Origin of the sequence: Micromonospora humidisoli, assembly GCF_016900955.1 — a bacterium.
In the GTDB taxonomy this organism is placed as follows: domain Bacteria; phylum Actinomycetota; class Actinomycetes; order Mycobacteriales; family Micromonosporaceae; genus Micromonospora; species Micromonospora wenchangensis.
In genome coordinates, this window is record NZ_JAFEUO010000001.1 from 974,497 (window position 1) to 998,112 (window position 23,616).

Genomic DNA, 23,616 nt, shown 5'->3' on the forward strand with positions numbered 1-23,616 from the left:
CTGGCACCGGGCGTTTGGCCGGCGGCGCTAGGTTGTCGGACAGGTCGGCGAGGAGGTCGGGATGCGGGTGCTGGTGGTCGAGGACGAACGGAACCTCGCCGACGCGATCGTGCGGGGGCTGCGCAAGCGGGGCATGGCGGTCGACGTGGCGTACGACGGGGACGCCGGCCACGAAGCCGCCTTCGTCACCAGGTACGACGTGGTGGTCCTCGACCGTGACCTGCCCGGCATGCACGGCGACCAGATCTGCGCCGAGCTGGCCGCCTCCGGCACCCTCACCCGGGTGCTGATGTTGACCGCCAGCGACAGCGTCGCCGACCGGGTGGAGGGGTTGGGTCTCGGCGCGGACGACTACCTGCCCAAGCCGTTCGCCTTCGACGAGTTGGTGGCCCGGGTGCAGGCGCTGGGCCGGCGGGCCACCCCGGCCGCCCCGCCGGTGCTCCAGGTGGGTGACGTGGTGCTCGACCCGGCCCGCCGGGTGGTCACCCGGGCGGGTGCCCCGGTCGACCTGACCAACAAGGAGTTCGGGGTGCTCAGCGAGCTGGTCAAGGCGCGCGGCGCGGTGGTCTCCAGCGAGGAGTTGCTGGAACGGGTCTGGGACGCCAACACCGACCCGTTCACCACCATCGTCCGGGTGACGGTGCGGACCCTGCGCAAGAAGCTCGGCGACCCACCGTTGATCGAGACGGTGGTCGGCGCGGGCTACCGGACGGTCGACTCGTGACCCGGCGGCTGCGGCCCACCCTGCGGTTACGGTTGACCCTGCTCAACGGGGTGCTGCTGGTCGGGGCCGGGGCGATCCTGGTGACGCTGGCCTGGCTGCTGGTGCGCGACGCGCTGCGGCCCACCGACGAGCTGCGGCCGGGCACCACCGTGCTGCTGGCCGACGGGCGGTCGCTGGACGCGGCGGTGTGGCAGCGGCAACTGGTCGACGCCGCCTCCGACGAACTGCTGGTCAAGGGCCTGCTGGCGCTACTGGCGATCAGCGTGGTCGGGGTGGCCGGGGCGTACTGGGTGGCCGGCCGGACGTTGCGCCCGCTGCACCAGGTCACCGCGACCGCGCGCCGGCTCGGCGAGACCACGCTCGACCAGCGGATCGGCTGGTCCGGGCCGGACGACGAGGTGGCCGAGCTGGCCCGGACCTTCGACGCGATGCTGGACCGGATCACCGCCGCCTTCGAGGCGCAGAAACGGTTCGTGGCCAACGCCTCGCACGAACTGCGGACCCCGCTGGCGGTGATGCGTACCGAGATCGACGTGACGCTCAGCGACGACGAGGCGGATGCTGCCGAGTACCATCGGATGGCCACCGTCGTCCGGGACGCCTCGGAGCGCGCCAACGGACTGGTGGACGCGCTGCTGGTGCTGGCCCGCAGCGAGGCCCAGACGGGTCGACGGCTGGCCCGGCGTACGGAGTGTGACCTGGCGACAGGCACCGCCAACGCGTTGTCCGCGATGTCCCGCGAGGTGGAGCGGATCGGGTTGCGGGTGCAGTCCTCGCTGCGACCGGCCCCGGTGACCGGTGACCCGGGCCTGCTGGACCGGCTGGCCGGGAACCTGATCGAGAATGCGGTGCGCTACAACCACCTGCACGGCCGGCTCTGGGTGCGTACCGGCACCGACGGGCGGTCGTCCTGGCTGGTGGTGCGCAACACCGGGTTCGAGGTGGACCAGGCCGACGTGCCGGGGCTGTTCGAGCCGTTCCGCCGGGGCGGGCGGGAACGCACCGGGGCCCGGGGGTCCGGGCTGGGCCTGTCGATCGTCCGGGCGGTCTGTGACGCGCACGGCGGGACGGTCCAGGTCACCGCGCAGAAGGGCGGGGGCCTTGAGGTGACCGTCACGCTGCCCTCTGCCGAACAGACCCCGGGCTGAATCTGCTTGCCGGCCGGCCGGACGCCTGCAATGATCGCTGCGTCGGCCCGGTCCGAGGAGAGGGGGTGCGGTAGATGTCCATCATGACCTGTCCCGCGCCCCGCCCTGCCCACCGCTGACACCACACGTCACGGGGCGCGTTCCACCGCTGCGAAAGGCAGACCCGTGAGCGCACGGATCCACAACATCGGTATCGACTGTCACGACACCTACGCCCTGGCCGGTTTCTGGGCGCAGGTCTTCGACTGCCCCCGCCAGCCCGACGACCAGCCCGGTGACCCGGAGGCGATGCTGCTGCCGCCGGGCGGGCCGGAGGTGCTCTTCCTGGCCGTGCCGGAGGGCAAGTCGGTGAAGAACCGCCTGCACCTCGACCTGGAGCCGGTCGACCGGACCCGGGACGAGGAGGTCGCCCGGCTGCTGGCCGTCGGTGCCGTCCAGGTCGACGACCAGCGTCGGCCCGACGGCACCGGTTGGGTGGTGCTGGCCGACCCGGAGGGCAACGAGTTCTGCGTGCTGCGCAGCGCCGCCGAGCGGGCCGCCACGACCGGCTGACCGGCCGACCGGGCTGACCGGCGGCGATGCCGACGGGCCGGCCTGGACGCCGACGGGCCCCGCCCACCGTGGGGTGGACGGGGCCCGCCGGGGCGACCCGGGTGGGGTCAGCCCTTCTTCTCGATCTGCCCGCGCATGGTGACGAACTCGGACTTCAGCTCGGCGGCCGACTTGTAGTACTGGACGATGAGGCCCACACTGCCCCGGTCGGCCCAGATGCAGACGCCCAGCGGGACGCCCTCGCTCTTGCCGTCACCGCACTTGGCGTCGCCGCCGAGCGGGCCGGCGTCGACGGCCGCCATGTTGGTGACGTTGAGCTGGCTGGAGATGCCGGTGACGGCGTCGTCGAGTTCCTTCTTGGGGTCGACCATCACACCCGACGCGGCGGCGATCATCAGCAGGTCCTGCTTGGCCGGGTCGCCGTAGAAGGCACCTGCGGTGCTCGTCTCGTTCTGCACGGACTTCTTCATCTCGGTGACCAGGCTGTCGGCGACCGCCTTGAGGCCCGGCTCGGTGACCTGCGGGCGGCCGGCGAGGGTGGCGGGGGCGGAGACGGTCGTGTTGGCGGCGTCCACCGCCTCCTTGACGTCGTCCTTGAGGGCGAACGCGGCGATCGCCGCGCCGCCGAGGCAGAGCACCAGCAGCACGGCCAGCACGATCAGCACGATCTTGCCGACGGACCGCTTCTTCGCCGGCGCGGGCGGGGCGGCGTACGGGGTCGCTCCGACGCCGTCCGGCTGCTGCGGGAAGCCGCCCTGCGGGGCCGGCGGCGGGTAGCTGCCCTGCGGCGCGTCGCCATCCGGCTGGTGGGCGGGAGGGGTGGTCGGGGGCTGGGACATCAGGTCGGCTCCAGAGATCGTTTGTTGAGGCCGGGTGATCTTAGCCAGCCCGACCGACACCCTCGCCGCCGACCGTTCCGCCCCTGGTCAGCGTGCGGGGCGGCCACGGGGTCCGGTGGACCCGGTGACCGCCCCCGGAGCGGATCAGTCGCGCTTCTCGATCTGACCCCGGATGGCGACGAACTCGGACTTCGCCTTGGCCGCCGAGGAGAAGTACATGACGATCATGCCCACGCTGCCGTGGTCGGCCCAGACGCAGACGCCGAGCGCGATGCCCGACGCCTTGCCGTCGCCGCACTTCGCGACCCCGCCCAGCGGGCCCGGGTCGATGGTGGACATCTTGGTGACCGCAAGCGAGCTGCCCAGTCCCTTGACCGCGTCGTCCAGCTCCTGCTCGGGGAGGATGACCGGACCCGAGGCACCGGCCATCATCACCATGTTCCTGCTGGCCGCGCTGCCGTAGAACGCGCTCACCGCGCCCGTCTCGTTGCGGACCTCGGATTTCATGTCGCGGACCATCTGGTCGGCGATCCGGCGCAGCTCCGGGTCGGTGCTCTTGGACCGGCCACCGAGGGTCGACGGGGTGACCAGCCGGATCGGGCCCGGGTCGTCGACGTCCTCGGACGGGGTCGGGTCAGGGGTCGGGCTGTCGGTCTCGACGGGGGTGGGGCTCGGGGTGGGCGACGTGACCGCGGTGGGCGTCGGCGACGGGGTCGGCGTCTTCGGGTCGTCCTCGTCACTCAGGGCGACCCAGGTGAGGCCGCCGCCACCGAGGCAGAGCACCAGGAGGCCGACGAGGCCCAACGACAGCAGCAGCGGCAGCTTCGACCGCTGGGGCGCGGGGGCGTGCGGCGGGCCCGGCGGGGAGCTGAACGGAGCGCCGCCGAAGCCGGCGTACTGCTGCGCGGCGGGATCGGGGTAGCCGCCCGAGCCGGCGGCACCCGGATAGCCCGGCTGCGGGCCGGGGTAACCGGGCTGCGGGATGCCGGGATAGCCGGGCTGGGCCGCACCCGGGTAACCGGGCTGCGGTGCCGCCGGGTAACCGGGCTGCGGGCCGCCCGGGTAGCCGGACTGAGGACTACCGGGCGGCCCGGAGTGCGGGGCGGCCGGATAGCCCGACGGCGGGGTGGCGGGCGGCCCGGACTGCGGTGCGCCGGGGTAGCCGCCCTGCGCCGGGTTGGGCTGCGGCCAGCCGCCGTACTGCGGGCCGGGGTACTGGTCGGCCGGCGGACCCGACTGCGGATCGGCCGGCCATCCGCCGGGCTGCGATCCCACCGGGTACGGCGTGGTGGGCCAGCCGCCACCCTGCGGCGGGGTGTGCGGACCCTCGGGCGACGCCGGTGGGCCGTCGGACACAGGCGGAAAGTGACCGGTGGGCGAGCCGTGCTCCGGCTGCCCGGACCAGGGATCGACCGGCGGTGAGGTCATCAGATCAGCTCCAGGCGAGGGTGAGAACGCGTGATGGTAGCCAGACGGAGCCCGGCCGCGCAGCCCCCCGAGTCTGACGAGGGTACGCAAACGACGATCGCGGTGGCCACGATATCCCGGGGGGAGGACATCGTCGGCCACCGCGATCGGCGGGGGAGCGGGGATGGTTCAGGCGCGCAGGCTGGCGGCCCCACGCGGCAGGAAACGCTGGCCGGTGACCCGCTCGGAGGTGCCGGTCCGGTCCAGGTACGGGGTGATCCCGCCCAGGTGGAACGGCCAACCGGCACCGAGGATCATGCACAGGTCGATGTCCTGCGCCTCGGCGACGACGCCCTCGTCGAGCATCAGCCGGATCTCCTGCGCCAACGCGTCGAGGGCGTTCTGCCGGACCTGCTCGGCGCTGAGCGGCTGGTCGCCGACGACGAGCAGCTTGGCCACCTCGTCGTTGATCCGGTCCTCGACGACGATCGGCTGACCCGAGTCGGCGATCCGACGCAGGTTCTCGCTGACGCCGAAGCGGTCCGGGTACGCCGCGTGCAGGGTGCCGCCCACGTGGTAGGCCACCGCCGGCCCGACCAGTTGGAGCAGGGCGAGCGGACGCATCGGCAGCCCCAGCGGGTCCAGTGCGCTGTCGGCAACGTCCAGCGGGGTGCCGGCGTCGACGGCGGCGAACACGGTGCCCAGGAAGCGGGTGAGCAGCCGGTTGACCACGAACGCCGGGGCGTCGGAGACCAGCACCGAGGACTTCTTCAACTGCTTGCCCACGGCGAACGCGGTGGCCAGGGTGGCGTCGTCGGTCCGTTCGCCCCGGACGATCTCCAGCAGCGGCAGCACCGCCACCGGGTTGAAGAAGTGGAAGCCGACCAGCCGCTGCGGATGCTCCAGCTCGGCGGCCATCGCGGTGATCGACAGCGAGGAGGTGTTGGTGGCGAGCACCGCCTCCGGCGCGACGATCTTCTCCAGCTCGGCCCAGACCTGCTTCTTGACGTCCAGGTCCTCGAACACGGCCTCGATGACGAAGTCGGCGTCGGCGAAGACGGACTTGTCGACCGAGCCGGAGACCAGGCCGTACAGCTTGGCGGCGGTGCCCTTGTCCATCCGGCCCTTGCTGACGGCCTTCTCGATCTGGGTGTGCACGTAGCCGACACCCTTGTCCACCCGCGACTGGTCCAGGTCGGTCAGTACGACCGGCACCTGGAGGCGGCGGGCGAACAGCAGCGCGAGCTGGCTGGCCATCAGGCCGGCACCGACGATGCCGACCTTGGTGACCGGCCGGGCCAGGGCCTTGTCCGGTGCGCCGGCCGGCCGCTTGGCCCGCCGCTGCACCAGGTCGAAGGCGTACAGGCCGCTGCGCAGCTCCTCGGAGAAGATCAGGTCGGCCAGCGCCTCGTCCTCGGCGGCGGTGCCGGTGGCGAAGTCGGCGTCCTTCGCCGTCTCCAGCAGGTCCAGCGCCTGGTACGCGGCCGGCACCGCGCCGTGCAGCCGTTGGTCCAGGGTCTGCCGGGCGAAGTAGAGCACGCCCGCCCACATGTCCCGGTCGACCTCGGGCCGGCTGACGGTGACCTCGCCCCGCACCACCGCGGCGGCCCACTCCAGGGACCGTTCCAGGAAGTCGGCCGGCTCCAGCAGCACGTCCGCGATGCCCATCTCGGCGGCCTGCTTCGGCTTGAGCATCTTGTTCTGCATCAGCGGGTTCTGCAGGATCACCTGGGTGGCGGCGGGGATGCCGATCAGGTTCGGCAGCAGTTGGGTGCCGCCCCAGCCGGGGATCAGGCCGAGCGACACCTCGGGCAGGGCCAGCGCCGCCGCGCCACCGGACAGCGTCCGGTAGTGGCAGTGCAGGGCCAGTTCCAGGCCGCCGCCCATCGCCGCGCCGTTGACGAAGGCGAAGGTGGGCACGGCGCTGTCCTTCAGCCGGGCGAAGACCCGGTGGCCGAGCCGGCCGATCTCCAGCGCCTGCTCCCGGTCCGCCAGCGCCGGCAGGCTGGTGATGTCCGCGCCGACGCAGAACACGTACGGCTTGCCGGTGACCGCGACGAACGCCGGCTCGGCGGTGAGCGCGGCGGTGATCGCCTCGTCCAGGCTGGCCAGGCCGCCCGGGCCGAAGGTGTTCGGCTTGGTGTGGTCGAAGCCGTTGTCCAGGGTGATCAGGGCGGCGGGCCGGTCCAGTCCCGGCACGTTCACCTGCCGCAGCAGCGCCCGGGTGACGACCTCGTTCGGTGCGCTGAGGCTCATTTGTCTGCACCCTCCCAGTTCGGGTTCTCCCAGATGACCGTGCCGCCCATGCCGATGCCGATGCACATGGCGGTGAGGCCGTAGCGCACCTCGGGGTGCTCGGCGAACTGCCGGGCGAGCTGCGTCATCAGCCGTACGCCGGAGGAGGCGAGCGGGTGACCGATGGCGATCGCGCCGCCCCACGGGTTGACCCGGGGGTCGTCGTCGGCGATGCCGAAGTGGTCGAGGAAGGCGAGCACCTGCACGGCGAACGCCTCGTTCAGTTCGAACAGGCCGATGTCGTCGATGCTCAGGCCGGCGATGCGCAGTGCCTTCTCGGTCGACGGGATCGGGCCGACGCCCATCACCTCGGGTTCGACGCCGACGTAGCCGTACGACACCAGCCGCATGGCGACCGGCAGGCCCAGCTCACGGGCGGTGGCCTCGTCGGCGAGCAGGCTGGCGGTGGCGCCGTCGTTGAGGCCGGCCGCGTTGCCGGCGGTGACCTTGCCGTGCGGGCGGAACGGGGTCTTGAGGGTGGCCAGCTTTTCCAGCGAGGTCTCCCGGGGTGCCTCGTCGGCGGTGGCCAGGCCCCAGCCGCCGTCGGCGTCGCGGATCGCGACCGGCACCAGGTCGGCCTGGAGCTTGCCGTCGGCGTACGCCTTGGCGGTCTTGAGCTGCGAGGCGAGCGCGAACGCGTCGGTGCGCTCCTTGGTGATGTGCGGGACCCGGTCGTGCAGGTTCTCGGCGGTGGCCCCCATCACCAGGGCGGACGGGTCGACCAGCTTCTCGGCGATGATCCGCGGGTTGGGGTCGACGCCCTCGCCCATCGGGTGCCGGCCCATGTGCTCGACGCCACCGGCGATGGCGATGTCGTACGCGCCCATGGCGATGCCACCGGCGACGGCGGTCACGGCGGTCATCGCGCCGGCGCACATCCGGTCGACGGAGAAGCCGGGGACGGTCTTGGGCAGGCCGGACAGCAGGGCGGCGGTGCGGCCGATGGTGAGGCCCTGGTCACCGATCTGGGTGGTGGCGGCGACGGCCACCTCCTCGACCCGCTCCGGGGGCAGCTGCGGGTTGCGGCGCAGCAGCTCGCGGATGCAGCGGATCACCAGATCGTCGGCGCGGGTGTTGGCGTACATGCCACCCGCCTTGCCGAACGGGGTGCGGACACCGTCGACGAAGACGACATCCCGAACTTCTCGGGGCACTTGGAGCCTCCTTATCGACCACGACCCGGCCGACGCGCCGCGGGGGCGGCACGGGCCGGGTGAGGGTCGGCCGGCACTGGCGTTTCCCCGGGAATGCTACTCGCCAGTAACCATGGCCGTCACCACCCCCGGTGTGGCCCATCCCACACTCCCGGCGCGGGGGCACCCGGCCCTGGCCGGCCCGGAGACGGGCCGGCGTGGACCGGGATGCGGACCGTCAGGGACGACGGAGGGTGGCGCGGTGGTGGCTCAGGCCCGGGGCGCGGGCAGCAGTGCCTCGGCGAGCGCGGGCAGCAGGAGGGAGAGCTGCCACTGGCGTGCGCCGTAGCCGCGCAGGACCTCCGCGACGGTGTCCACGGTGATCTCGTCGGGCGGCTGCCAGGCCAGCCGGCGGACCGAATCCGGGGTGATCAGGTTCTCCGGCGGGAGCCGGTGCTCACCGGCGACGCGGACCACCACCTCCCGGCAGCGGGCCAGCCGCCCGGCGGCCACCGGGTCGCGCTCCGCCCACCGGTGCGGCGGGGGCGGCCCCTCCACCGTCGGGGTGACGGGCAACGCGTCGTCGGCCAACTGGCGGGCCTCGTCGAGCGCCGTCAGCCAGGACCGGGCCAGCCGGCGCACCGACCGGCCGCCGAACCCGGGCAGCGTCAGCAGGGTCTTCTCGTCCTTCGGGTCCAGCTCGGCGGCGGCGATGATCGCCGAGTCGGGCAGCACCCGGCCCGGAGCGGCGTCGCGGCGCACGGCGATCTGGTCCCGGGCGTACCACAGGGCCCGGACCCGGGCCTGCGCCCGCGCCCCCCGGACCCGGTGGATGCCGGAGGTCCGCCGCCACGGCTCCGCCCGCACCCGGGGCGGCCGGGTGGCCCAGGTGATCAGCGCGGCGAACTCCTCCGCCGCCCACGCCGACTTGCCCTGCGCGTGGAGTTCCGCGTCCAGCGCGTCGCGCAGGTCGACCAGCATCTCCACGTCCAGCGCCGCGTAGGTCAGCCAGGACTCGGGCAGCGGCCGGCTGGACCAGTCGGCCGCCGAGTGGTGCTTCTCCAGGGTGTAGCCGAGCAACTGCTCGGTCAGCGCGGCCAGGCCGACCCGCTCGAAGCCGGCCAGCCGGGCGGCCAGCTCGGTGTCGAACAACCGGCGCGGACGCAACCCCAGCTCGGCGAGGCAGGCCAGGTCCTGGCTGGCGGCGTGCAGCACCCACTCGGCGTCGCCGATCGCCTGGTCGAGGGCGGTCAGGTCGGGCAGCGGCAGCGGGTCGATGAGCGTGGTGCCGGCCCCCTCCCGGCGCAGCTGCACCAGGTAGGCCCGCTGGCTGTAGCGGTAGCCGGAGGCCCGCTCGGCGTCCAGGGCCACCGGGCCGGTGCCCGCCGCGAAGCGGGCCACGACCTCGTCCAGCTCGGCGGGGGTGGCCACCGGCTGGGGGGTGCCGTCGCGGGGCGCGGTCAGCGGTACGGGCCCGCCGGAGGGCTGCTCGGTGCCCGGGTCCGCCGGCTGGGCGACGGCCGGGGGCGGAACGTCTGCCGTACGGCTTTCGGCGGCCCGACGGCGCAGGGGTGGTTCGTCGGTCACCTGACAACCCTAGTGCGCCGGGCGAGATGGTGTGCGCAGCCGGTCCGGTGTGTGTCGTCCCGGTGTCCGACAGAGGTCGGGACGGTGAGGACGGCCACCTCCACCGCAGGACATTCGATGTCCGATAGGACGTCCTCAGGGCACCCGGGACATCTGCTTGTGCTCCGGGCGTGTCGCGTCGTTACCGGGAGGGCTGCCGGCGGTCAGGCCGCGCCGGCCGGCCGGCGGTCGGTGAGCGCGGTGACCCCGGGCGGCGGCAGCCCCGCGGTGGAGGCGAGCAGCGCACACCAGGCCGACAGGTGCGCGCCGAGGTCCTCGCCGAGCGGCGTCCAGGACGCCCGGATCTCGACGTCCCCGGCGGCGGGCGGGCCGGCCAGCTCGCCGAACCGGGTCGACACGGTCTGGGTGACCGTGCCACCGGCCGCCCGGTAGTCGGCCTGGTGCGCCTCCAACGCGTCGGTGAGCCAGGTCCAGCCCACCCCCGGCAGCAGCGGATCGGCGGCCAGGTCGACCTCCAGGTCGGCGGTCACGTAGGTGACCAGCCGCAGGGTGCCACGCCAGGCGTCGTGCCCGGCCGGGTCGTGCAGCAGGATCAGCCGCCCGTCGGCCACCTCGTCGTCGTCGCGCAGCACGGTGGCGGAGAGGGCGAACGCGTACGGGGCGAGCCGCTGGGGCGCGCCGACCTCCTCCAGGACGATCTCCGCCCGGGGGGTGACCGACCGCAGGCCGGCGACCGCGCGGGCGAACGTCTCCGGGAGCGCGATCGGGGGGGCCATGACCGGCAGCCTATGCCGACGCGCCGTCGCCCGCCGGCACGGCACGCCGAAGCGCCGGCCCACGGCGGTGTCCCGCCGCCGACCGGTGCGTCCCGGGGGTGCGGGTCACAATTGGCGGCGCTGCCCGTCGGGCCCGCGCGGGTGCGTGGCACGATTGCCGCGATGACCACCGACACCACGGGCACCGCCGCCCGAGACGGAGAATCCCGCCGCAGCGGGCCGGCCGACTCGCCCTTCGTCCGGGCCTGCCGCCGGGAGTCCGTCCCGCACACCCCGGTCTGGTTCATGCGCCAGGCCGGCCGGTCCCTGCCGGAATACCGGGAGATCCGGGCCAACGTGGGGATGCTGGACTCCTGCCGCCGGCCGGACCTGGTCGCCGAGATCACCCTCCAGCCGGTCCGCCGGCACGGCGTCGACGCGGCGATCCTGTTCAGTGACATCGTCGTCCCGGTCGCCGCGGCCGGCGTCGACCTGGACATCGTCGCCGGCACCGGGCCGGTGGTGGCCGAGCCGGTGCGCACCGTCGCCGACGTCGAGCGGGTCCGCCGCATCGACCGCGCCGACGTGTCCTACGTGGACGAAGCCGTCCGGCTGCTCGTCGCCGAACTCGGCGACACCCCGCTGATCGGCTTCGCCGGTGCGCCGTTCACCCTGGCCAGCTACCTGGTCGAGGGCGGACCGTCGCGGACCCACGCCAGGACCAAGGCGATGATGTACGGCCAGCCCGACCTGTGGCACGCGCTGTGCGCCCGGCTCGCCGAGGTCACCCTGGCGTTCCTGCGGGTGCAGGTCGACGCCGGGGTCTCCGCCGTGCAGCTCTTCGACTCCTGGGCCGGGGCCCTGTCCGAGGCCGACTACCGCCGCTTCGTCCTGCCGCACTCCACCGCCGTGCTGTCCGGCCTGGCCGACGCCGGGGTGCCCCGGATCCACTTCGGGGTGGGCACCGCCGAACTGCTCGGTGCGATGGGGGAGGCCGGCGCCGACGTGGTCGGCGTCGACTGGCGTACCCCGCTGGACGTGGCGACCCGCCGGATCGGGCCGGATCGGGCCGTGCAGGGCAACCTCGACCCGACCGTGCTGTTCGCCCCCTGGCCGGTGATCGAGGCCGAGGTGCGGCGGATCGTCGAGCAGGGCCGCGCCGCCCCCGGACACGTGTTCAACCTCGGTCACGGCGTGCTGCCCGAGACCGACCCCGAGGTGCTGACCCGGGTGGTCGCGCTGGTGCACGAGGTGTCCGCGCGCCGGGACGAGCAGGGCTGAGCGGTGCGGGCGCGGCCGTGGCGGGTGGCGGTGGTCGGTGGCGGGATCACCGGCCTGGCCGCCGCGCTGCGGCTACGCGACCGCGCCCCCGCCGACACCGAGATCACCGTGTACGAGCAGTCTGGCGCGCTCGGTGGCAAGCTGCGCACCGGTGAGCTGGCCGGCCGTACGGTGGAGTTCGGCGCGGAGTCGTTCCTGATGCGGGACCCGGCCGGGGGCGAGTCCGCCGCGGTGGCCCTGGCCCGCCGGCTCGGCCTGGCCGGGCGGATCGTGCACCCCACCGTCGGGCAGGCCGCGCTCGTCGTCGACGGCGGGCTGCGCCCGGTCCCGGGCGGCACGCTGGTCGGCGTACCCGGGGACCTGGCGGCGGTGGCGGCGGTCGCCGAGCCCACCCTGGACGCCGACCGCGACGGCGGCCGGCCGCTGCTCGACGCGGACCAGGACGTCTCGGTCGGGGAACTGGTCCGGGCCCGGTTCGGTGAGCAGGTGGTGCAGCGGCTGGTCGACCCGATGCTCGGCGGCGTCTACGCCGGCCGGGCCGACGACCTGTCCCTGGTCACCACCATGCCGGCGCTGGCCCGCGCGGCGCGGGTGGAACACACACTGGTCGGCGCGGTCCGGGCCGCGCAGGCCGCCGCGCCGCGCGCCCCCGGCGCCCCGGTCTTCGGCACCCTGGACGGCGGGCTGGGCACCCTGGTCGAGGCGGCGGCCACGGCCAGCGGCGCGGCGATCCGGCGCAACGCGGCGGTCCGCGAGCTGACCCCGGTCGGCGACGGCTGGCGGCTGACCGTCGGCCCGACCCGTGACCCGGAACTGGTCGAGGCGGACGCGGTGCTGCTGACCGTGCCGGCCCGACCCACCGCCCGGCTGCTCGCCGGGTTCGCCGCGGCGCAGGCGGCGACCGTCGGCGGGCTGGACTACGCCAGCGTCGCGCTGGTCACCCTGGCGCTGCCCGCGCCGGCGCTGCCCCGGCTCTCCGGCTTCCTGGTGCCGGCCGGCGAGGGGCTGCTGATCAAGGCGTCGACCTTCTTCACCACCAAGTGGGGGCACCTGGCCGCGCCGGACGGGCTGGCCCTGGTCCGCGCCTCCGTCGGCCGGTACGGCGAGGAGACCTCGCTCCAGCTCACCGACGACGACCTGCTCGCCACCGTGCACCGGGAGCTGACCCGGGTGCTCGGGGTGGCGTTGCCCGCACCGGTCGCCGGTCACGTACAGCGCTGGGGCGGCGCGCTGCCCCAGTACGCCCCCGGTCACACCGGGCGGGTGGCCGCCGTCCGGGCGGCGCTGCGCGCGTCGCACCCCACCCTGGCGGTGGCCGGCGCGGGTTTCGACGGGGTCGGCATCCCGGTCTGCGTCCGCTCCGGCGAGAGCGCGGCCGAGGAGATCATCGAAGCACTGGGAGGATCGGGTCCATGACCGAGCAGAGCACCGAGCAGTCCAACGCGGCCCGGATCCGGGAACTCAACGAAACCGTGCGCTACACCATGTGGTCGGTCTACCGGGCCACCGGCGGGCTGCCGGCGCTGCGGGAGAACGTCACCGGCGAGGTGGAGTCGCTCTTCGAGGAACTGGCCGGCAAGGACGTCGTGGTCCGGGGCATGTACGACGTGGCCGGGCTGCGCGCCGACGCGGACGTGATGATCTGGTGGCACTCGTCGTCCAGCGACGCCCTCCAGGACGCCTACCTGCGGTTGCGCCGGACCACCCTGGGGCGGGCGTTGACCCCGGTGTGGTCGCAGTTGGCGCTGCACCGGCCGGCGGAGTTCAACAAGAGCCACATCCCGGCGTTCCTCGCCGACGAGGAGCCCCGGCCGTACCTGTGCGTCTACCCGTTCGTCAGGTCCTACGAGTGGTACCTGCTGCCGGACGCCGAGCGGCGGGAACTGCTGGCCGAGCACGGCAAGATGGCGCGCGGCTACCCGGACGTCCGGGCCAACACGGTCGCCTCGTTCGCCCTCGGCGACTACGAGTGGATGCTCGCCTTCGAGGCCGACGAGCTGCACCGGATCGTCGACCTGATGCGGGACCTGCGGGCCTCCGGGGCCCGGCGGCACGTCCGCGAGGAGGTCCCGTTCTACACCGGCCGGCGTCGTTCGGTCGCCGACATCGTCAACTGCCTGGTCTAGTCCGACCACCGGTCCGGTCGGCGTACCGGCCCGGTCCGGGCGTGCCCGGCGTCGATCCGGGCGTGCCCGGTGGTGCCGCTCGGCCGGCGTGGTGCTGTCGGAATGTGGACGCGTCCGGCTCACAGCCCGCTGTGGACGCTCCGGAGTGGAATGACGACGGTAACCTGAGAGATTCAAGACGGTAACTTCCGTGCCGTCGGGATCCACGGGGGCGTGCCGGTGTCGCAGATCGTCGAGTTTCCGCTGGAGGGTGGCGGCAGGGTCCAGTTCGAGACCCCCGCCGAAGAGGGCACCGTCCCGGTCGGCCGGGGCGGCGCGGCGGCGACCCGGGCGCACGAGACACTGGAATCGGCCCTGACGCACCTACGGCAGGTCAGCACCGCGGTGCTGCGCAACCTCCGCGATGTCGCCGAGCCACCGGACCGGGTCGCGGTGGAGTTCGGGGTCAAGGTGTCGGCCCAGACCGGGCTGATCATCGCCAGCGGCACCTCGGAGGCCAATCTCACCGTTCGGGTCGAGTGGGACCGGCCCGGCACGGAAACGTGAGCCGGATGGCGTCGTGATCATGGGCGCGCGGGGAAAGCCCGACGTCAGGCCGGTCCATCCGGTGCCTGACGACGCGGAACTCGCCGTCGCCGGGGTCCGCAACGCCGCCGGTGCGGTGGTCGGCGCGGCCTTCCTGATCGATCGTCACCTGTTGCTGACCTGCACCCATGTCGTCCGGGCGGCCCTGACCGGGGAGGTCTCCCCGACGCCTGACGAGCCGGCTGACACCGCGTCGCTCAGCGGTGGGCAGGTCGAGGTGGTCTTCCCGCTGGTGCGCCGGGGACGGCCGGCGATCGCGGTGGTGCTGCCCCCCGACGACCCCGACGATCCCGACGACCCCGGCGACGTGACCGTCCTGCGCCTGGTGACGCCGGTGCCGGCGGGCATCCGGCCGGTCCGGCTGGCCCGACCGGGGGAGTCCGGCACCCGGGACCGCGTCTGCCGGGTTTTCGGCTTCCCGGGGGGCAAGGGCCGCTGGTTCGAGGGACGGGTCGTCGGGCCGGTAGGTGGCGGATGGATGCAGTTGGCCAACCCGACCGACGCCGGTTACCAGATCCAGCCCGGTTACTCAGGCGCCCCGGTCTGGGACCACCGGGTCCGCTGCGTGGTCGGGATGATCGTCTCTGCCGACCAGCGCACCAGACCCCAACTCGAATACCCGGCCGCCTTCATGATTCCTATCCGGCGGCTGCCGGTGCCCGCCACGTTCGGCCCACCGCTGGTGGTGACCCGGTGGCGGCAGCCGTTCAGCCGGTGGCGTACCGGTTCCGGACCACCTGCCGGCCAGCTGGCCCGGCCGGGGACGCCGGCACCGGCGGGAACGCCGTCACCGGACGCGGTGGCACGACCGCGCCGGCTGCGACCGGGGTGGATCGCGGCGCTGGTGGCGGTGCTGGCCGGCATCTGCATGGTCGCGCCCGAACCGTTGCCCGGGTGTCCCCCTGCGGCGGAGTTGCGGGTCGCCGTGGCCCCTGACGACCTGCTCACCTACCAGACGGTCGCCGCCGCCTTCCAGCGGTCCTCCGCGGTGCGCGGTTGCCGCACCGTGAACATGTTCGTCTACTCCGCATCGGCCGAGGAGGTGGCCAAGGGCCTGCGACACGACTGGTCGGCCTCGGCCGGGGAACCGGCGAGCAGCGGTCGTCCGGCGGTGCCGGGCTGGTACCCGGCCGACGTCGGCCCGCGTCCGGACGTCTGGTTCCCCGGTGCCGAGCCGCTCGACGACCAGCTGCGCAACCTGGACAGCGTGCGGGACTTCGAGACGGTTGCCTGGTCACCCCTGGTGCTGGGGGTGCCCCGGGGCCTCGTCGACGCCGACCGCGACGACCTCGACCGGCAACGCTCCCTGTCCTGGCCGGAGCTGTTCGGCAAGGCCAGCCGTTCCGCGACCGACCCGCCCGTGGTGACCGGTGGGGGCCGGCCGGTCCCCGGCGTCGGCTGGCAGGTGGTACGCCCCGACCCCACGCTCTCCCCGGAGGCCCGGATGGTCGACGTGGCCCTCTACCAGGACGTCGGGACGACCCAGCTCCGGCGGCAGGTGGAACAGCCGTTGGAGCGTACCCAGGATGCGCGCGGCTACCCGCTCGGCACCCTCGCCGCGGTGCTGTGCCGGCAGCGGCAACTCGCTCAGGACCCGTCCGCGCCCATGCCGCCCGCCGTGATCACCACCGAGCAGGCGCTCGTCCGGTTCAACGGCGGCCACCGGCTCGGCGACGCCTGCGCCGAACTGGGGCGGCCCACGCCCCACCGGTCTCTGGTCGCCTTCTACCCGAAGCAGACCCCGGGCGTCGAGCACCGGGTGGTACGCCTGCACTGGCCCGACGCGGTGCAGAGCCCGGTCGCCCGGTCCACCGCCGACGACTTCCGTCGCTGGCTGGCCGGCCCCGGCCGGGACGTGCTGCGGACCGAGGGGTTCCGGGTCGCCGGCCGCGACGAGCCCGGCTCCGGGCTGACCGAGACGAACGGGGTGCTGCCCGACTGGCCGTTGGAGAATCCGCAGTGGCAGCTGGCGGACGCCGCGGACGCCGCGGTGCTCGACACCGCTGACCGGCGCTACCGGGAGGCCCGGCGGCCGGCGCGGGTGCTGTTGGCCCTGGACAGCTCCGGTTCGATGCTGGCCCCGGCAGGTCGGGGCACCCGTTTCGACCTGGCGGTCGACGGGGTGGCCACCGCACTGGGGCAGCTGGGTGTGCGGGACGAGGTGGGCGTGTGGACGTTCTCCACCGCGTACCCCGGTGCCGCCGGACGGCCCCGGCCGGTGGGGCCGGCCGACCCGGCCCGGGACGCGGCCCTGCTCGCCCGGTTGCGCCGAACCGTGCCGTCCGGCGACACCCCGCTGCACCGGACCATCGACGACGGTTTCCGGGAGTTGCGTCGGCCCGGCGACCCCGAGGGCTACCTGCGGGCGCTGGTGGTGCTCACCGACGGACGGGACACGGCCAGCGGAGATCTGGTGCCCCGGCTCGACGGGCAACCGCCGGTGCGGCTCTACGTGCTCGCCGTCGGCGAGGCGAGCTGTGCCGACCGGGTGCGGGACCGCGCCCTGCGACAGGCCGCCCGGTCCACCGGCGGGGAGTGCCGGGAGGTCGCCGCCGAGACGATCGACCAGCGGCTCACCGAACTGTTCGCCCAGTTGTGGGAGAAAGGAGCCGAGCAATGACCGACAGGCAGCCGCACCGGGTCCGGTCGGCCACCCTACGGCGGCTACGCGTTCCGTCCGCCTTCCTGTTCGGCCTGGTGGCCGGCACCGTGCTCGGTGTGCTGGGCACTGTCGCCTGGTACGTGGCCCCGCGCGGCGCCGATCTGGAACCGGGGGATCTGGTGCTGCTCAGCGGCAGGGACACCAGCATCGACCAGCAACGGCGCAAGCTGATCGAACGGTGGAACGAAACCAACCCGCGCAACCAGGCCCGGTTGGAGGAGACCACGGTCAGCGCCGACCAGCAGCGCAGCGAGATGGTCGCGATCGCCCAGGCACAGGCCGCCGGTCGTACGGAGAACCCGGTCCGGGACATCGACATCTACAACCTGGACGTGACCTTCACCGCCGAGTTCGCCGCCGCCGGCTACCTGCGACAGGTCGACGAGTCGCGACTGAGCGCGGGGTACCTCGACCAGTTCGTGCCGGAGGCCCTCGCCACCGGTCGTTACCAGGGCACCCTCTGGGCGCTGCCGTTCAATACCGACGCCGGCCTGCTCTACTACCGGACCGACCTGCTCGGGGTCCCCGGGGACCTCCCCGGCCAGCGCCGGTTCGACTGGCACACCATCATCGAACGCAGCCAGGCGCTGACCGCCCCGGCGGGCCGCACGGGCCCCACCATGGGGTACACGGGCCAGTTCGGTCCGTACGAGGGGCTGACCGTGAACGGGATGGAACTGATCTGGGACGGCGGTGTCGAGCGCCTGGTCGACGAGAGCACCAACCGGGTGATCTTCCAACGCCAGGAGTGGGAGCGGCGGCTGCGGGAGGTCGCCGCGGCGCGCGGGAAGGGTCTGCTCGCCGGTGACGCGTTCGGCGTCCCGGGTGACGAGCTCCGCAGCCTGGATGACTTCGGCGGTGGTCGGGCCCTGTTCATGCGCAACTGGCCGGTCAACTATCCGAGGCTGGACACCCCCGACGGGATGTCGACCCCTCGGGTGCCGTTCCAGGTGACGCGGTTGCCCGGCCCGTCGGCGTTGGGCGGCCAGAACCTCGCGGTGGCGAAGCAGAGCAAGCAGCCCCGGGCGGCCCAGGCCCTGATCGAGTTCCTGACCAGCCGGGAGAGCCAGACCCAGCTGTTCGAGCGGGGCGGTTTCGCCCCCACCCGCAACGACGTCTACGCCGACGAGGACCTCCGCTCCAGGTTCCCCTACCTGGCGCTGCTGGCAGAGGCGGTACGGGAGGCCCGGGTCCGGCCCCGGGTGCCGTACTACTTCTCGTTCAGTGAGGTGTTCCGCAAGGGCGTACGGACCGCGTTGGAGGGTAACGGGGCGTTGCCTGAGGACTTCGAGGCCCGCCTCAACGATGCCCTGCGCGGACGCTGATCCCGGTGACGGTGCCGGCCCGAACACGGAAGTAGTGGCCTCCGGGTGATGGGAGGCCACTACTTCCGCACGGTGTCCGGACGGGTCAGAGGGTCGCGGTGCAGACCGGGGTCGGGCTGGCGCCGCTGCCCGAGGCGAGGAAGCCGAAGGTGGTCTTCCCGCCGGCGGCCAACGCGCCGTTGTAGTTGACGTTGCGGGCGGTCACCGTCGATCCGCTGCTGGTCAACGTGGCGTTCCACGCCTGGCTGACCTGCTGGCCGCCGGAGTACGTCCAGTTGACCGTCCAGCCCTTGATCGCCGAGGAGCCGGCGGTCACGTCCACCTCACCCTGGAACCCGCCGTTCCAGGTCGAGGTCACCCGGTAGGTGGCCGTGCAGCCACCGGTCGCCGGCGGCGTGGTCGGCGGGGCGGTGGTGGGCGGGGCCGTGGTCGGCGGTGCGGTGGTCGGCGGCGCGGTGGTCGGCGGGGCCGTGGTGGGCGGCGCGGTGGTGGGCGGCGTGGTCGGGTTGGTGCCGCCACCGAAGTCCACGTCACTGCACAGGTAGTACGACTGATCCAGGTGGCTGGCCTGCCACACCGTGTAGACGATGTGCCGACCGGTACGACCCGGCGCGTTCACCGGGATCTGGATCGACACGCCGCCGGTGTCCCTGTCCCACTGGGACGCCGGGGTGTTGCCGATCTGCCCGGCCAGTTCCAGGTTGCCCCAGCCCAGCGGTGTGGTCAGCGAATTGAAGCCCTGCTTGGTGACGTACACCCGGATGTAGTCGGCACCGTGGCTGGCCTGGTCGAAGAACTTCAGCCGGAAGCTGTTCGCCACCGACGTGGTCTTCCACGCGCCCACGGTGTCCAGGGCGTTGTAGCGGCCGTTCTGGGTGCGTCCGCCGCTGCACAGCTGGCCGTCCGGGATGGCGCCCTGGTGGTTGCCGGCGACACCCTCCCGGAACAGGCCGTTCCAGTTCCACATGGCCTGCGGGTCGGCCTGCCAAGCCTGCCAGCACATCGGGTCCTCGGTGGCCATGCGCGGGTTCTGGAACTCGGCACCCCAGCGCTCCCAGCAGCTGTAGGCGCGGAATCCCGGGTTCACCACCGCGCCGTGCGCGGACGCCGAGTTGGCCAGGGCGGTGGTGAGCAACAGCGCGATGATCGCGCCGATGGTGAGCAGCGACCCCGCGAGCGCGGTGGGTCGTCTGCGTAGGACGGTGGACATGGAGCCTCCGAGGTAAGGGGTCGATCGATCGACGCCCGGACGGCCGGGAGTTGCCCCTCCCGTGCCTGCTGTGCGGCTCCCACGACGGCTCTGCCTCCGCAGGCTTGCATAGGAAAGCGGTATCCGTCAATCTTTCGGGCTGCTCGCCCCGCCGCGCCGCATGGGCAGGTGGGGGATGCCGTCCTCGACGTACTCCGGGCCGGTCACCGTGAAGCCGTGCCCGGCGTAGAAACCGGCCAGGTGGGCCTGCGCCTCCAACACGCAGGGCCGGTCGTCGACCAGCCGCAGCGCCTCGGTCATCAGCCGGCCGGCGAGCCCGCCGCCGCGGGCCGCCGGGGCCACCACCACCCGGCCGATCCGCACCACCCCGCCCGGGTCGGCGAGCAGCCGCAGGTAGGCCCGCACGATGCCGTCGTGGGCCAGCCAGAGGTGCCGGGTGCCGGGTTCGACGTCCCGCCCGTCCAGCTCCGGGTACGGGCAGCGCTGCTCCACCACGAACACGTCGATGCGCAACCGCAGCAGGTCGTGGAAGGTGCGTACGTCCAGCTCGGTGAAGCTGGCGACGTGGACGTCGACGGTCTGCGGTGCCATCAGGCGATGGTAGGCGGCCCGCCCGCCGGCCTGACGCGGCAGTGGCGTCTGGGTCCCGCAGGGAGCGGGCCGGGCGGGTGCCGACCGGTGGCGCGGGCCGGGCGGGTGCCGACGACGGGTCAGACCGGGCGGGCACCGACCGCGTCGCGGATCTCCGCGCCCAGGGCCTCCACCGCGCGGGCGCAGTGCGCACAGCAGAAGAACCGGCCGCCGACCTCCACCCCGTGCCCGATGATCTTCACCTGGCAGTGCTCGCAGATCGGCGCGAGCTTGTGCGCCGCGCACTCGAAGGAATCGAAGGTGTGCACGTCACCGCTGACCGTGCGCACCTCGAACGCCATCCAGTAGTCGTTGCCGCAGACCTCGCAGGTAGCCACCCGTCACACCTCTCCGAATCGGACATCTGCCCCCAGGGTGCGACAGGATGGGGGTCGCGCAGGGTGAAATGCCCCGGATCGGTCGGGTCGGACGGCGTTTCGCCCCGGCGTGTCGGGCGTTGGACCCGGTAGGACGCCCGACCCCGGAGGATCACGTGATCAAGCGCAGCCTGCTTCTGCTCTGACTGCCCGGCATCGGTCCGGCCCGGTTCGGTTGCTCCGCCTCGGCGTCGGTTCAGCCCTGCTTGGGCTCCAGCCGGATCGACACCGAGTTCACGCAGTGCCGGGTGTCCTTCGGGGTGAAGCCCTCGCCGTGGAAGACGTGCCCGAGGTGGCTGTCGCAGCGGGCGCAGCGGATCTCGGTGCGTACCATGCCGAGGCTGGTGTCCTGGATCTCCCGCACCCGGCCCGGGATGGCGTCGTCGAAGCTCGGCCAGCCGCAGTGCGAGTCGAACTTGGTGTCGCTGGAGAACAGTTCGAGCCCGCAGGCCCGGCAGTGGTAGACGCCCGGGGTCTTCGTGTCGACGTACTCGCCGGTGAAGGGGCGTTCGGTGCCGGCCTCGCGCAGCACCCGGAACTCCTCCGGGGTCAGCCGGACCCGCCACTCGTCCTCGGTGCGGGGCAGTTCGCTCTCGTCAAGACTCACCGGTCAACCGTACGTCGGATGTCGGGGGCATCGCATATGGTCGCGCCATGGCGGCCAGCGGGAAGACGACGGCGACCGAGGTCGAGGTGGCCGGGCGCAGCGTCCGGCTGAGCAGTCCGGACCGGGTGATCTTCCCAGAGCGCGGGTTCACCAAGGCCGACGTCTTCCACTACTACGTATCGGTGGGCGAGGGCATCATGCGCGCGTTGGCCGACCGGCCGACCACCCTGCAACGCTTCCCCGACGGCATCGCGGGGGAGGCGTTCTTCTCCAAGCGGGTGCCCACCCGGGGGGTGCCGCCGTGGGTGCAGACGGTCGGCATCACCTTCCCCAGCGGCCGGGGCGCCGACGAGCTGCGCCCGACCGACCTCGCCCACGTCGCCTGGGCCGCGCAGATGGGCACGGTGGTGTTCCACCCGTGGCCGGTCCGGGCCGCCGCCGTCGACCACCCCGACGAGCTGCGGGTGGATCTCGATCCGCAGCCCGGCACCGACTTCGCCGACGCGGCGACGGCCGCCGCCGAGCTGCGGGGCATCCTCGCCGAGCTGGGCGTCACCGGCTGGCCGAAGACCTCAGGCGGCCGGGGGCTGCACGTCTACCTGCGCATCGCCCCGCGGTGGACGTTCACCGAGGTGCGCCGGGCCACCATCGCGCTGGCCCGGGAGCTGGAACGACGTCGTCCCGACCTGGTCACCACCGCCTGGTGGAAGGAGGAACGCGGGCAGCGGGTCTTCGTCGACTACAACCAGATGGCCCGGGACCGCACCATCGCCTGCGCGTACTCGCTGCGGGCCAACGCGCGGGCCACCGTCTCCACCCCGGTCACCTGGGACGAGCTGCCCGACGTCGATCCCGACGATTTCGACCTGCGTACGGTGCCGGTCCGGTTGGCCGGGCGGGGTGACCCGCACGCGGGCATCGACGACGACCCGGTCGACATCACCCCCCTGCTCGACTGGGCCGAGCGGGACGCCGGGCAGGGCCTGGGCGACCTGCCCTATCCACCCGACCATCCGAAGATGCCCGGCGAACCGAAGCGGGTGCAGCCGAGCCGGGCGAAGCGTCCGGCCGACGACGCCACCGGCTGAAATCGGAATGCCGGCGGCGTCGGTGGTGCGGACTGTTCGTCGGTAATCCGAAATCAGTTGCGCGGCATGCCACTCCCACGTGTGAAAATGGCTTTCCTGCGTCCTCTTTCCGGTACTGATGATTGCGCTCGACTGGTCATGACGCCTACGGTCGAATATGAAAGGTAGGATGCGCGGACGCCGGCTGCACTCGTGTGAACAGGGCTTATGCCCTCGCTGTCGAGTGTCCGGTCGACTGCTGCCCGGCGGTGACAGTCGATTCGCCGGTCAGTGGCTCCGATTCATCCGACCGGACGCGGGCACCGGACAAGGGAATCACCATGGCGGCCACGACGAGAAGAACGCAGCGGATCGGCGGGGTGCCGGGCCGGCATTCCGTGATCCTCGAATACCTCAAGATCCTGCCGGCCGTGCTCACCGGGGTGGCCGCGGTCCTCGTCGCCCTCACCGGACTGCTGACCCTGCTCGTCAGATAGTTTCCGGCAGTCGGCCGGCAGGCCGTTCCGCATTCGGCTGCGGGGTCGCGTCCCCGGGCCGGCACCCGTCGACCGGTGCGGGGGTGTTCGCGGGTCGGGTAGAGGGTCGGGCCGTCCACGCGAGGAAACGGTCGAACAGTTCCGCCGGGGACGGGGCCGGGTGCGGATTGAGCCGCACCAGATCGGCGGTGGCCTCGAACAACTGGCTGGCCATGTAGATCGACAGTGCCACCAGGTCCCGCCGGTACTCCCTGGTCAGGAGCAGGCGGGCGGGTTGGCAGGGCCAGGGCGCGGCGCACGTCCGGCACCGCCACAGCGGGCGCATCGGCGGATGCCCGCCCACGGGCCGCCGCTGCCGATCATGAACAGGCGAAACGTTCGACGTGGTCACGTCCTCATGGTGTCCCTGTCTGTTGTCTACGTCAATAGTCTCCGTAGTTGTCGGAGTCGAGGGCGGTGCCTGCTGTCATTGTCAACCTGTGGAGCTCGTCGGCGTGTCGGAGATCAGGACGATGCTCGGGAACGTCTCCCGGCAGCGCGCGTCCGTGATCGCCAACCAGCGGAACTTCCCGGAACCCGTGGCGGTGCTGGCGATGGGCAAGGTGTGGCGGAAGGTCGACGTCGAGGCGTGGATCCGCGAGCACCGGCCGGAGCTGGCCACGGACTGATCCCGGCCGGCCGACCGGGATGATCTCTCAATGTCGCTGATGTTGCGGTATGCAGCCGCCGTGACCGCGCAACATCGGCCCACCTGAGTTGATCTTGGTTTGGCGTCCGTCGTGACCGCGCAACATCGGCCCACCTGAGCC

General features: G+C 73.0%; 22 protein-coding genes and 1 pseudogene. 12 read left to right on the forward strand and 11 right to left on the reverse strand.

What is annotated here, in order from left to right; genetic code table 11:
• Positions 1–61 precede the first annotated feature (61 nt).
• The 3 genes from JQN84_RS04290 (at position 62) to JQN84_RS04300 (ending at position 2,424) form a co-directional block, all read left to right on the forward strand.
• Positions 62–724, forward strand: coding sequence for a response regulator transcription factor (locus JQN84_RS04290; protein WP_204957041.1), 663 nt, complete (start codon positions 62–64; stop codon positions 722–724).
• On the forward strand, positions 721–1,872 hold the full coding sequence (locus JQN84_RS04295; protein ID WP_281899532.1) for a sensor histidine kinase: 1,152 nt from the start codon (positions 721–723) through the stop codon (positions 1,870–1,872). The genes JQN84_RS04290 and JQN84_RS04295 overlap by 4 nt, the downstream gene beginning before the upstream one ends.
• 165 nt (positions 1,873–2,037) lie before the next feature.
• Complete coding sequence (locus JQN84_RS04300) at positions 2,038–2,424, forward strand: VOC family protein (RefSeq protein WP_204957042.1); 387 nt, start codon at positions 2,038–2,040, stop codon at positions 2,422–2,424.
• 107 nt (positions 2,425–2,531) lie between these two features.
• On the opposite strand, the gene JQN84_RS04305 is transcribed toward JQN84_RS04300, so the two are convergent.
• From JQN84_RS04305 to JQN84_RS04330, 6 genes are all read right to left on the reverse strand, one after another.
• Positions 2,532–3,263 carry a hypothetical protein gene (locus tag JQN84_RS04305; RefSeq protein ID WP_204957043.1) on the reverse strand — a complete coding sequence of 244 codons (732 nt, stop codon included), beginning with the start codon at positions 3,261–3,263 and terminating at the stop codon, positions 2,532–2,534.
• 144 nt (positions 3,264–3,407) lie between these two features.
• Entirely contained in the window at positions 3,408–4,691 is a 1,284-nt protein-coding gene (locus tag JQN84_RS04310) for a hypothetical protein (RefSeq protein WP_204957044.1), read from the reverse strand.
• Between the two features lie 168 nt (positions 4,692–4,859).
• Positions 4,860–6,926 carry a 3-hydroxyacyl-CoA dehydrogenase NAD-binding domain-containing protein gene (locus JQN84_RS04315; RefSeq protein ID WP_204957045.1) on the reverse strand — a complete coding sequence of 689 codons (2,067 nt, stop codon included), beginning with the start codon at positions 6,924–6,926 and terminating at the stop codon, positions 4,860–4,862.
• Positions 6,923–8,119, reverse strand: a complete 1,197-nt coding sequence (locus tag JQN84_RS04320) for a thiolase family protein (protein WP_204957046.1) — start codon at positions 8,117–8,119, stop codon at positions 6,923–6,925. Before JQN84_RS04320 ends, JQN84_RS04315 begins: the two co-directional genes overlap by 4 nt.
• A gap of 249 nt (positions 8,120–8,368) precedes the next feature.
• On the reverse strand, positions 8,369–9,685 hold the full coding sequence (locus JQN84_RS04325) for a ribonuclease D (RefSeq protein WP_204957047.1): 1,317 nt from the start codon (positions 9,683–9,685) through the stop codon (positions 8,369–8,371).
• 203 nt (positions 9,686–9,888) lie between these two features.
• Positions 9,889–10,461: a DUF3000 domain-containing protein gene (locus JQN84_RS04330; RefSeq protein WP_204957048.1), complete on the reverse strand. Its 573-nt coding sequence runs from the start codon at positions 10,459–10,461 to the stop codon at positions 9,889–9,891.
• A gap of 162 nt (positions 10,462–10,623) precedes the next feature.
• On the opposite strand from JQN84_RS04330, the gene hemE reads away from it, so the two are divergent.
• From hemE to JQN84_RS04360, 6 genes are all read left to right on the forward strand, one after another.
• Entirely contained in the window at positions 10,624–11,721 is a 1,098-nt protein-coding gene (gene hemE / locus JQN84_RS04335; RefSeq protein ID WP_204957049.1) for a uroporphyrinogen decarboxylase, read from the forward strand.
• Positions 11,722–11,724: 3 nt separating this feature from the next.
• The gene (gene hemG, locus JQN84_RS04340) at positions 11,725–13,137 is read left to right on the forward strand and encodes a protoporphyrinogen oxidase (protein WP_204957050.1); all 1,413 of its coding nucleotides are present in this window, start codon (positions 11,725–11,727) and stop codon (positions 13,135–13,137) included.
• On the forward strand, positions 13,134–13,847 hold the full coding sequence (hemQ, locus tag JQN84_RS04345; RefSeq protein WP_204957051.1) for a hydrogen peroxide-dependent heme synthase: 714 nt from the start codon (positions 13,134–13,136) through the stop codon (positions 13,845–13,847). Before hemG ends, hemQ begins: the two co-directional genes overlap by 4 nt.
• A 219-nt stretch (positions 13,848–14,066) precedes the next feature.
• Positions 14,067–14,393 carry a CU044_2847 family protein gene (locus JQN84_RS04350; RefSeq protein WP_204957052.1) on the forward strand — a complete coding sequence of 109 codons (327 nt, stop codon included), beginning with the start codon at positions 14,067–14,069 and terminating at the stop codon, positions 14,391–14,393.
• Positions 14,394–14,454: 61 nt separating this feature from the next.
• Positions 14,455–17,052 (forward strand): trypsin-like peptidase domain-containing protein, encoded by a 2,598-nt coding sequence (locus JQN84_RS04355; protein WP_204957053.1) that lies wholly within the window; start codon positions 14,455–14,457, stop codon positions 17,050–17,052.
• On the forward strand, positions 17,049–18,419 hold the full coding sequence (locus tag JQN84_RS04360) for an extracellular solute-binding protein (RefSeq protein ID WP_204957054.1): 1,371 nt from the start codon (positions 17,049–17,051) through the stop codon (positions 18,417–18,419). The genes JQN84_RS04355 and JQN84_RS04360 overlap by 4 nt, the downstream gene beginning before the upstream one ends.
• A gap of 85 nt (positions 18,420–18,504) precedes the next feature.
• Here JQN84_RS04360 and JQN84_RS04365 read toward each other — a convergent pair whose 3' ends face one another.
• The 4 genes from JQN84_RS04365 to msrB all read right to left on the reverse strand — a co-directional run bounded on the left by JQN84_RS04365 (position 18,505) and on the right by msrB (position 21,243).
• On the reverse strand, positions 18,505–19,629 hold the full coding sequence (locus tag JQN84_RS04365) for a lytic polysaccharide monooxygenase auxiliary activity family 9 protein (RefSeq protein WP_204957055.1): 1,125 nt from the start codon (positions 19,627–19,629) through the stop codon (positions 18,505–18,507).
• Positions 19,630–19,755: 126 nt separating this feature from the next.
• Positions 19,756–20,220, reverse strand: coding sequence for a GNAT family N-acetyltransferase (locus tag JQN84_RS04370; protein ID WP_204957056.1), 465 nt, complete (start codon positions 20,218–20,220; stop codon positions 19,756–19,758).
• 119 nt (positions 20,221–20,339) lie between these two features.
• Positions 20,340–20,597: a metallothionein gene (locus tag JQN84_RS04375; RefSeq protein WP_204957057.1), complete on the reverse strand. Its 258-nt coding sequence runs from the start codon at positions 20,595–20,597 to the stop codon at positions 20,340–20,342.
• Positions 20,598–20,832: 235 nt separating this feature from the next.
• Positions 20,833–21,243 carry a peptide-methionine (R)-S-oxide reductase MsrB gene (gene msrB, locus JQN84_RS04380; RefSeq protein WP_204957058.1) on the reverse strand — a complete coding sequence of 137 codons (411 nt, stop codon included), beginning with the start codon at positions 21,241–21,243 and terminating at the stop codon, positions 20,833–20,835.
• A gap of 47 nt (positions 21,244–21,290) precedes the next feature.
• Here msrB and ligD point away from each other — a divergent pair, with 47 nt between their 5' ends.
• On the forward strand, positions 21,291–22,331 hold the full coding sequence (ligD, locus tag JQN84_RS04385) for a non-homologous end-joining DNA ligase (protein WP_204957059.1): 1,041 nt from the start codon (positions 21,291–21,293) through the stop codon (positions 22,329–22,331).
• A gap of 320 nt (positions 22,332–22,651) precedes the next feature.
• Positions 22,652–22,807, forward strand: a complete 156-nt coding sequence (locus JQN84_RS04390) for a hypothetical protein (RefSeq protein ID WP_158224222.1) — start codon at positions 22,652–22,654, stop codon at positions 22,805–22,807.
• A gap of 112 nt (positions 22,808–22,919) precedes the next feature.
• Here the strand turns inward: JQN84_RS04390 and JQN84_RS04395 are convergent.
• Positions 22,920–23,132: pseudogene (locus JQN84_RS04395) on the reverse strand (hypothetical protein); the annotation flags it as partial.
• Positions 23,133–23,286: 154 nt separating this feature from the next.
• On the opposite strand from JQN84_RS04395, the gene JQN84_RS04400 reads away from it, so the two are divergent.
• Complete coding sequence (locus tag JQN84_RS04400; RefSeq protein ID WP_204957060.1) at positions 23,287–23,475, forward strand: hypothetical protein; 189 nt, start codon at positions 23,287–23,289, stop codon at positions 23,473–23,475.
• Positions 23,476–23,616 lie beyond the last annotated feature (141 nt).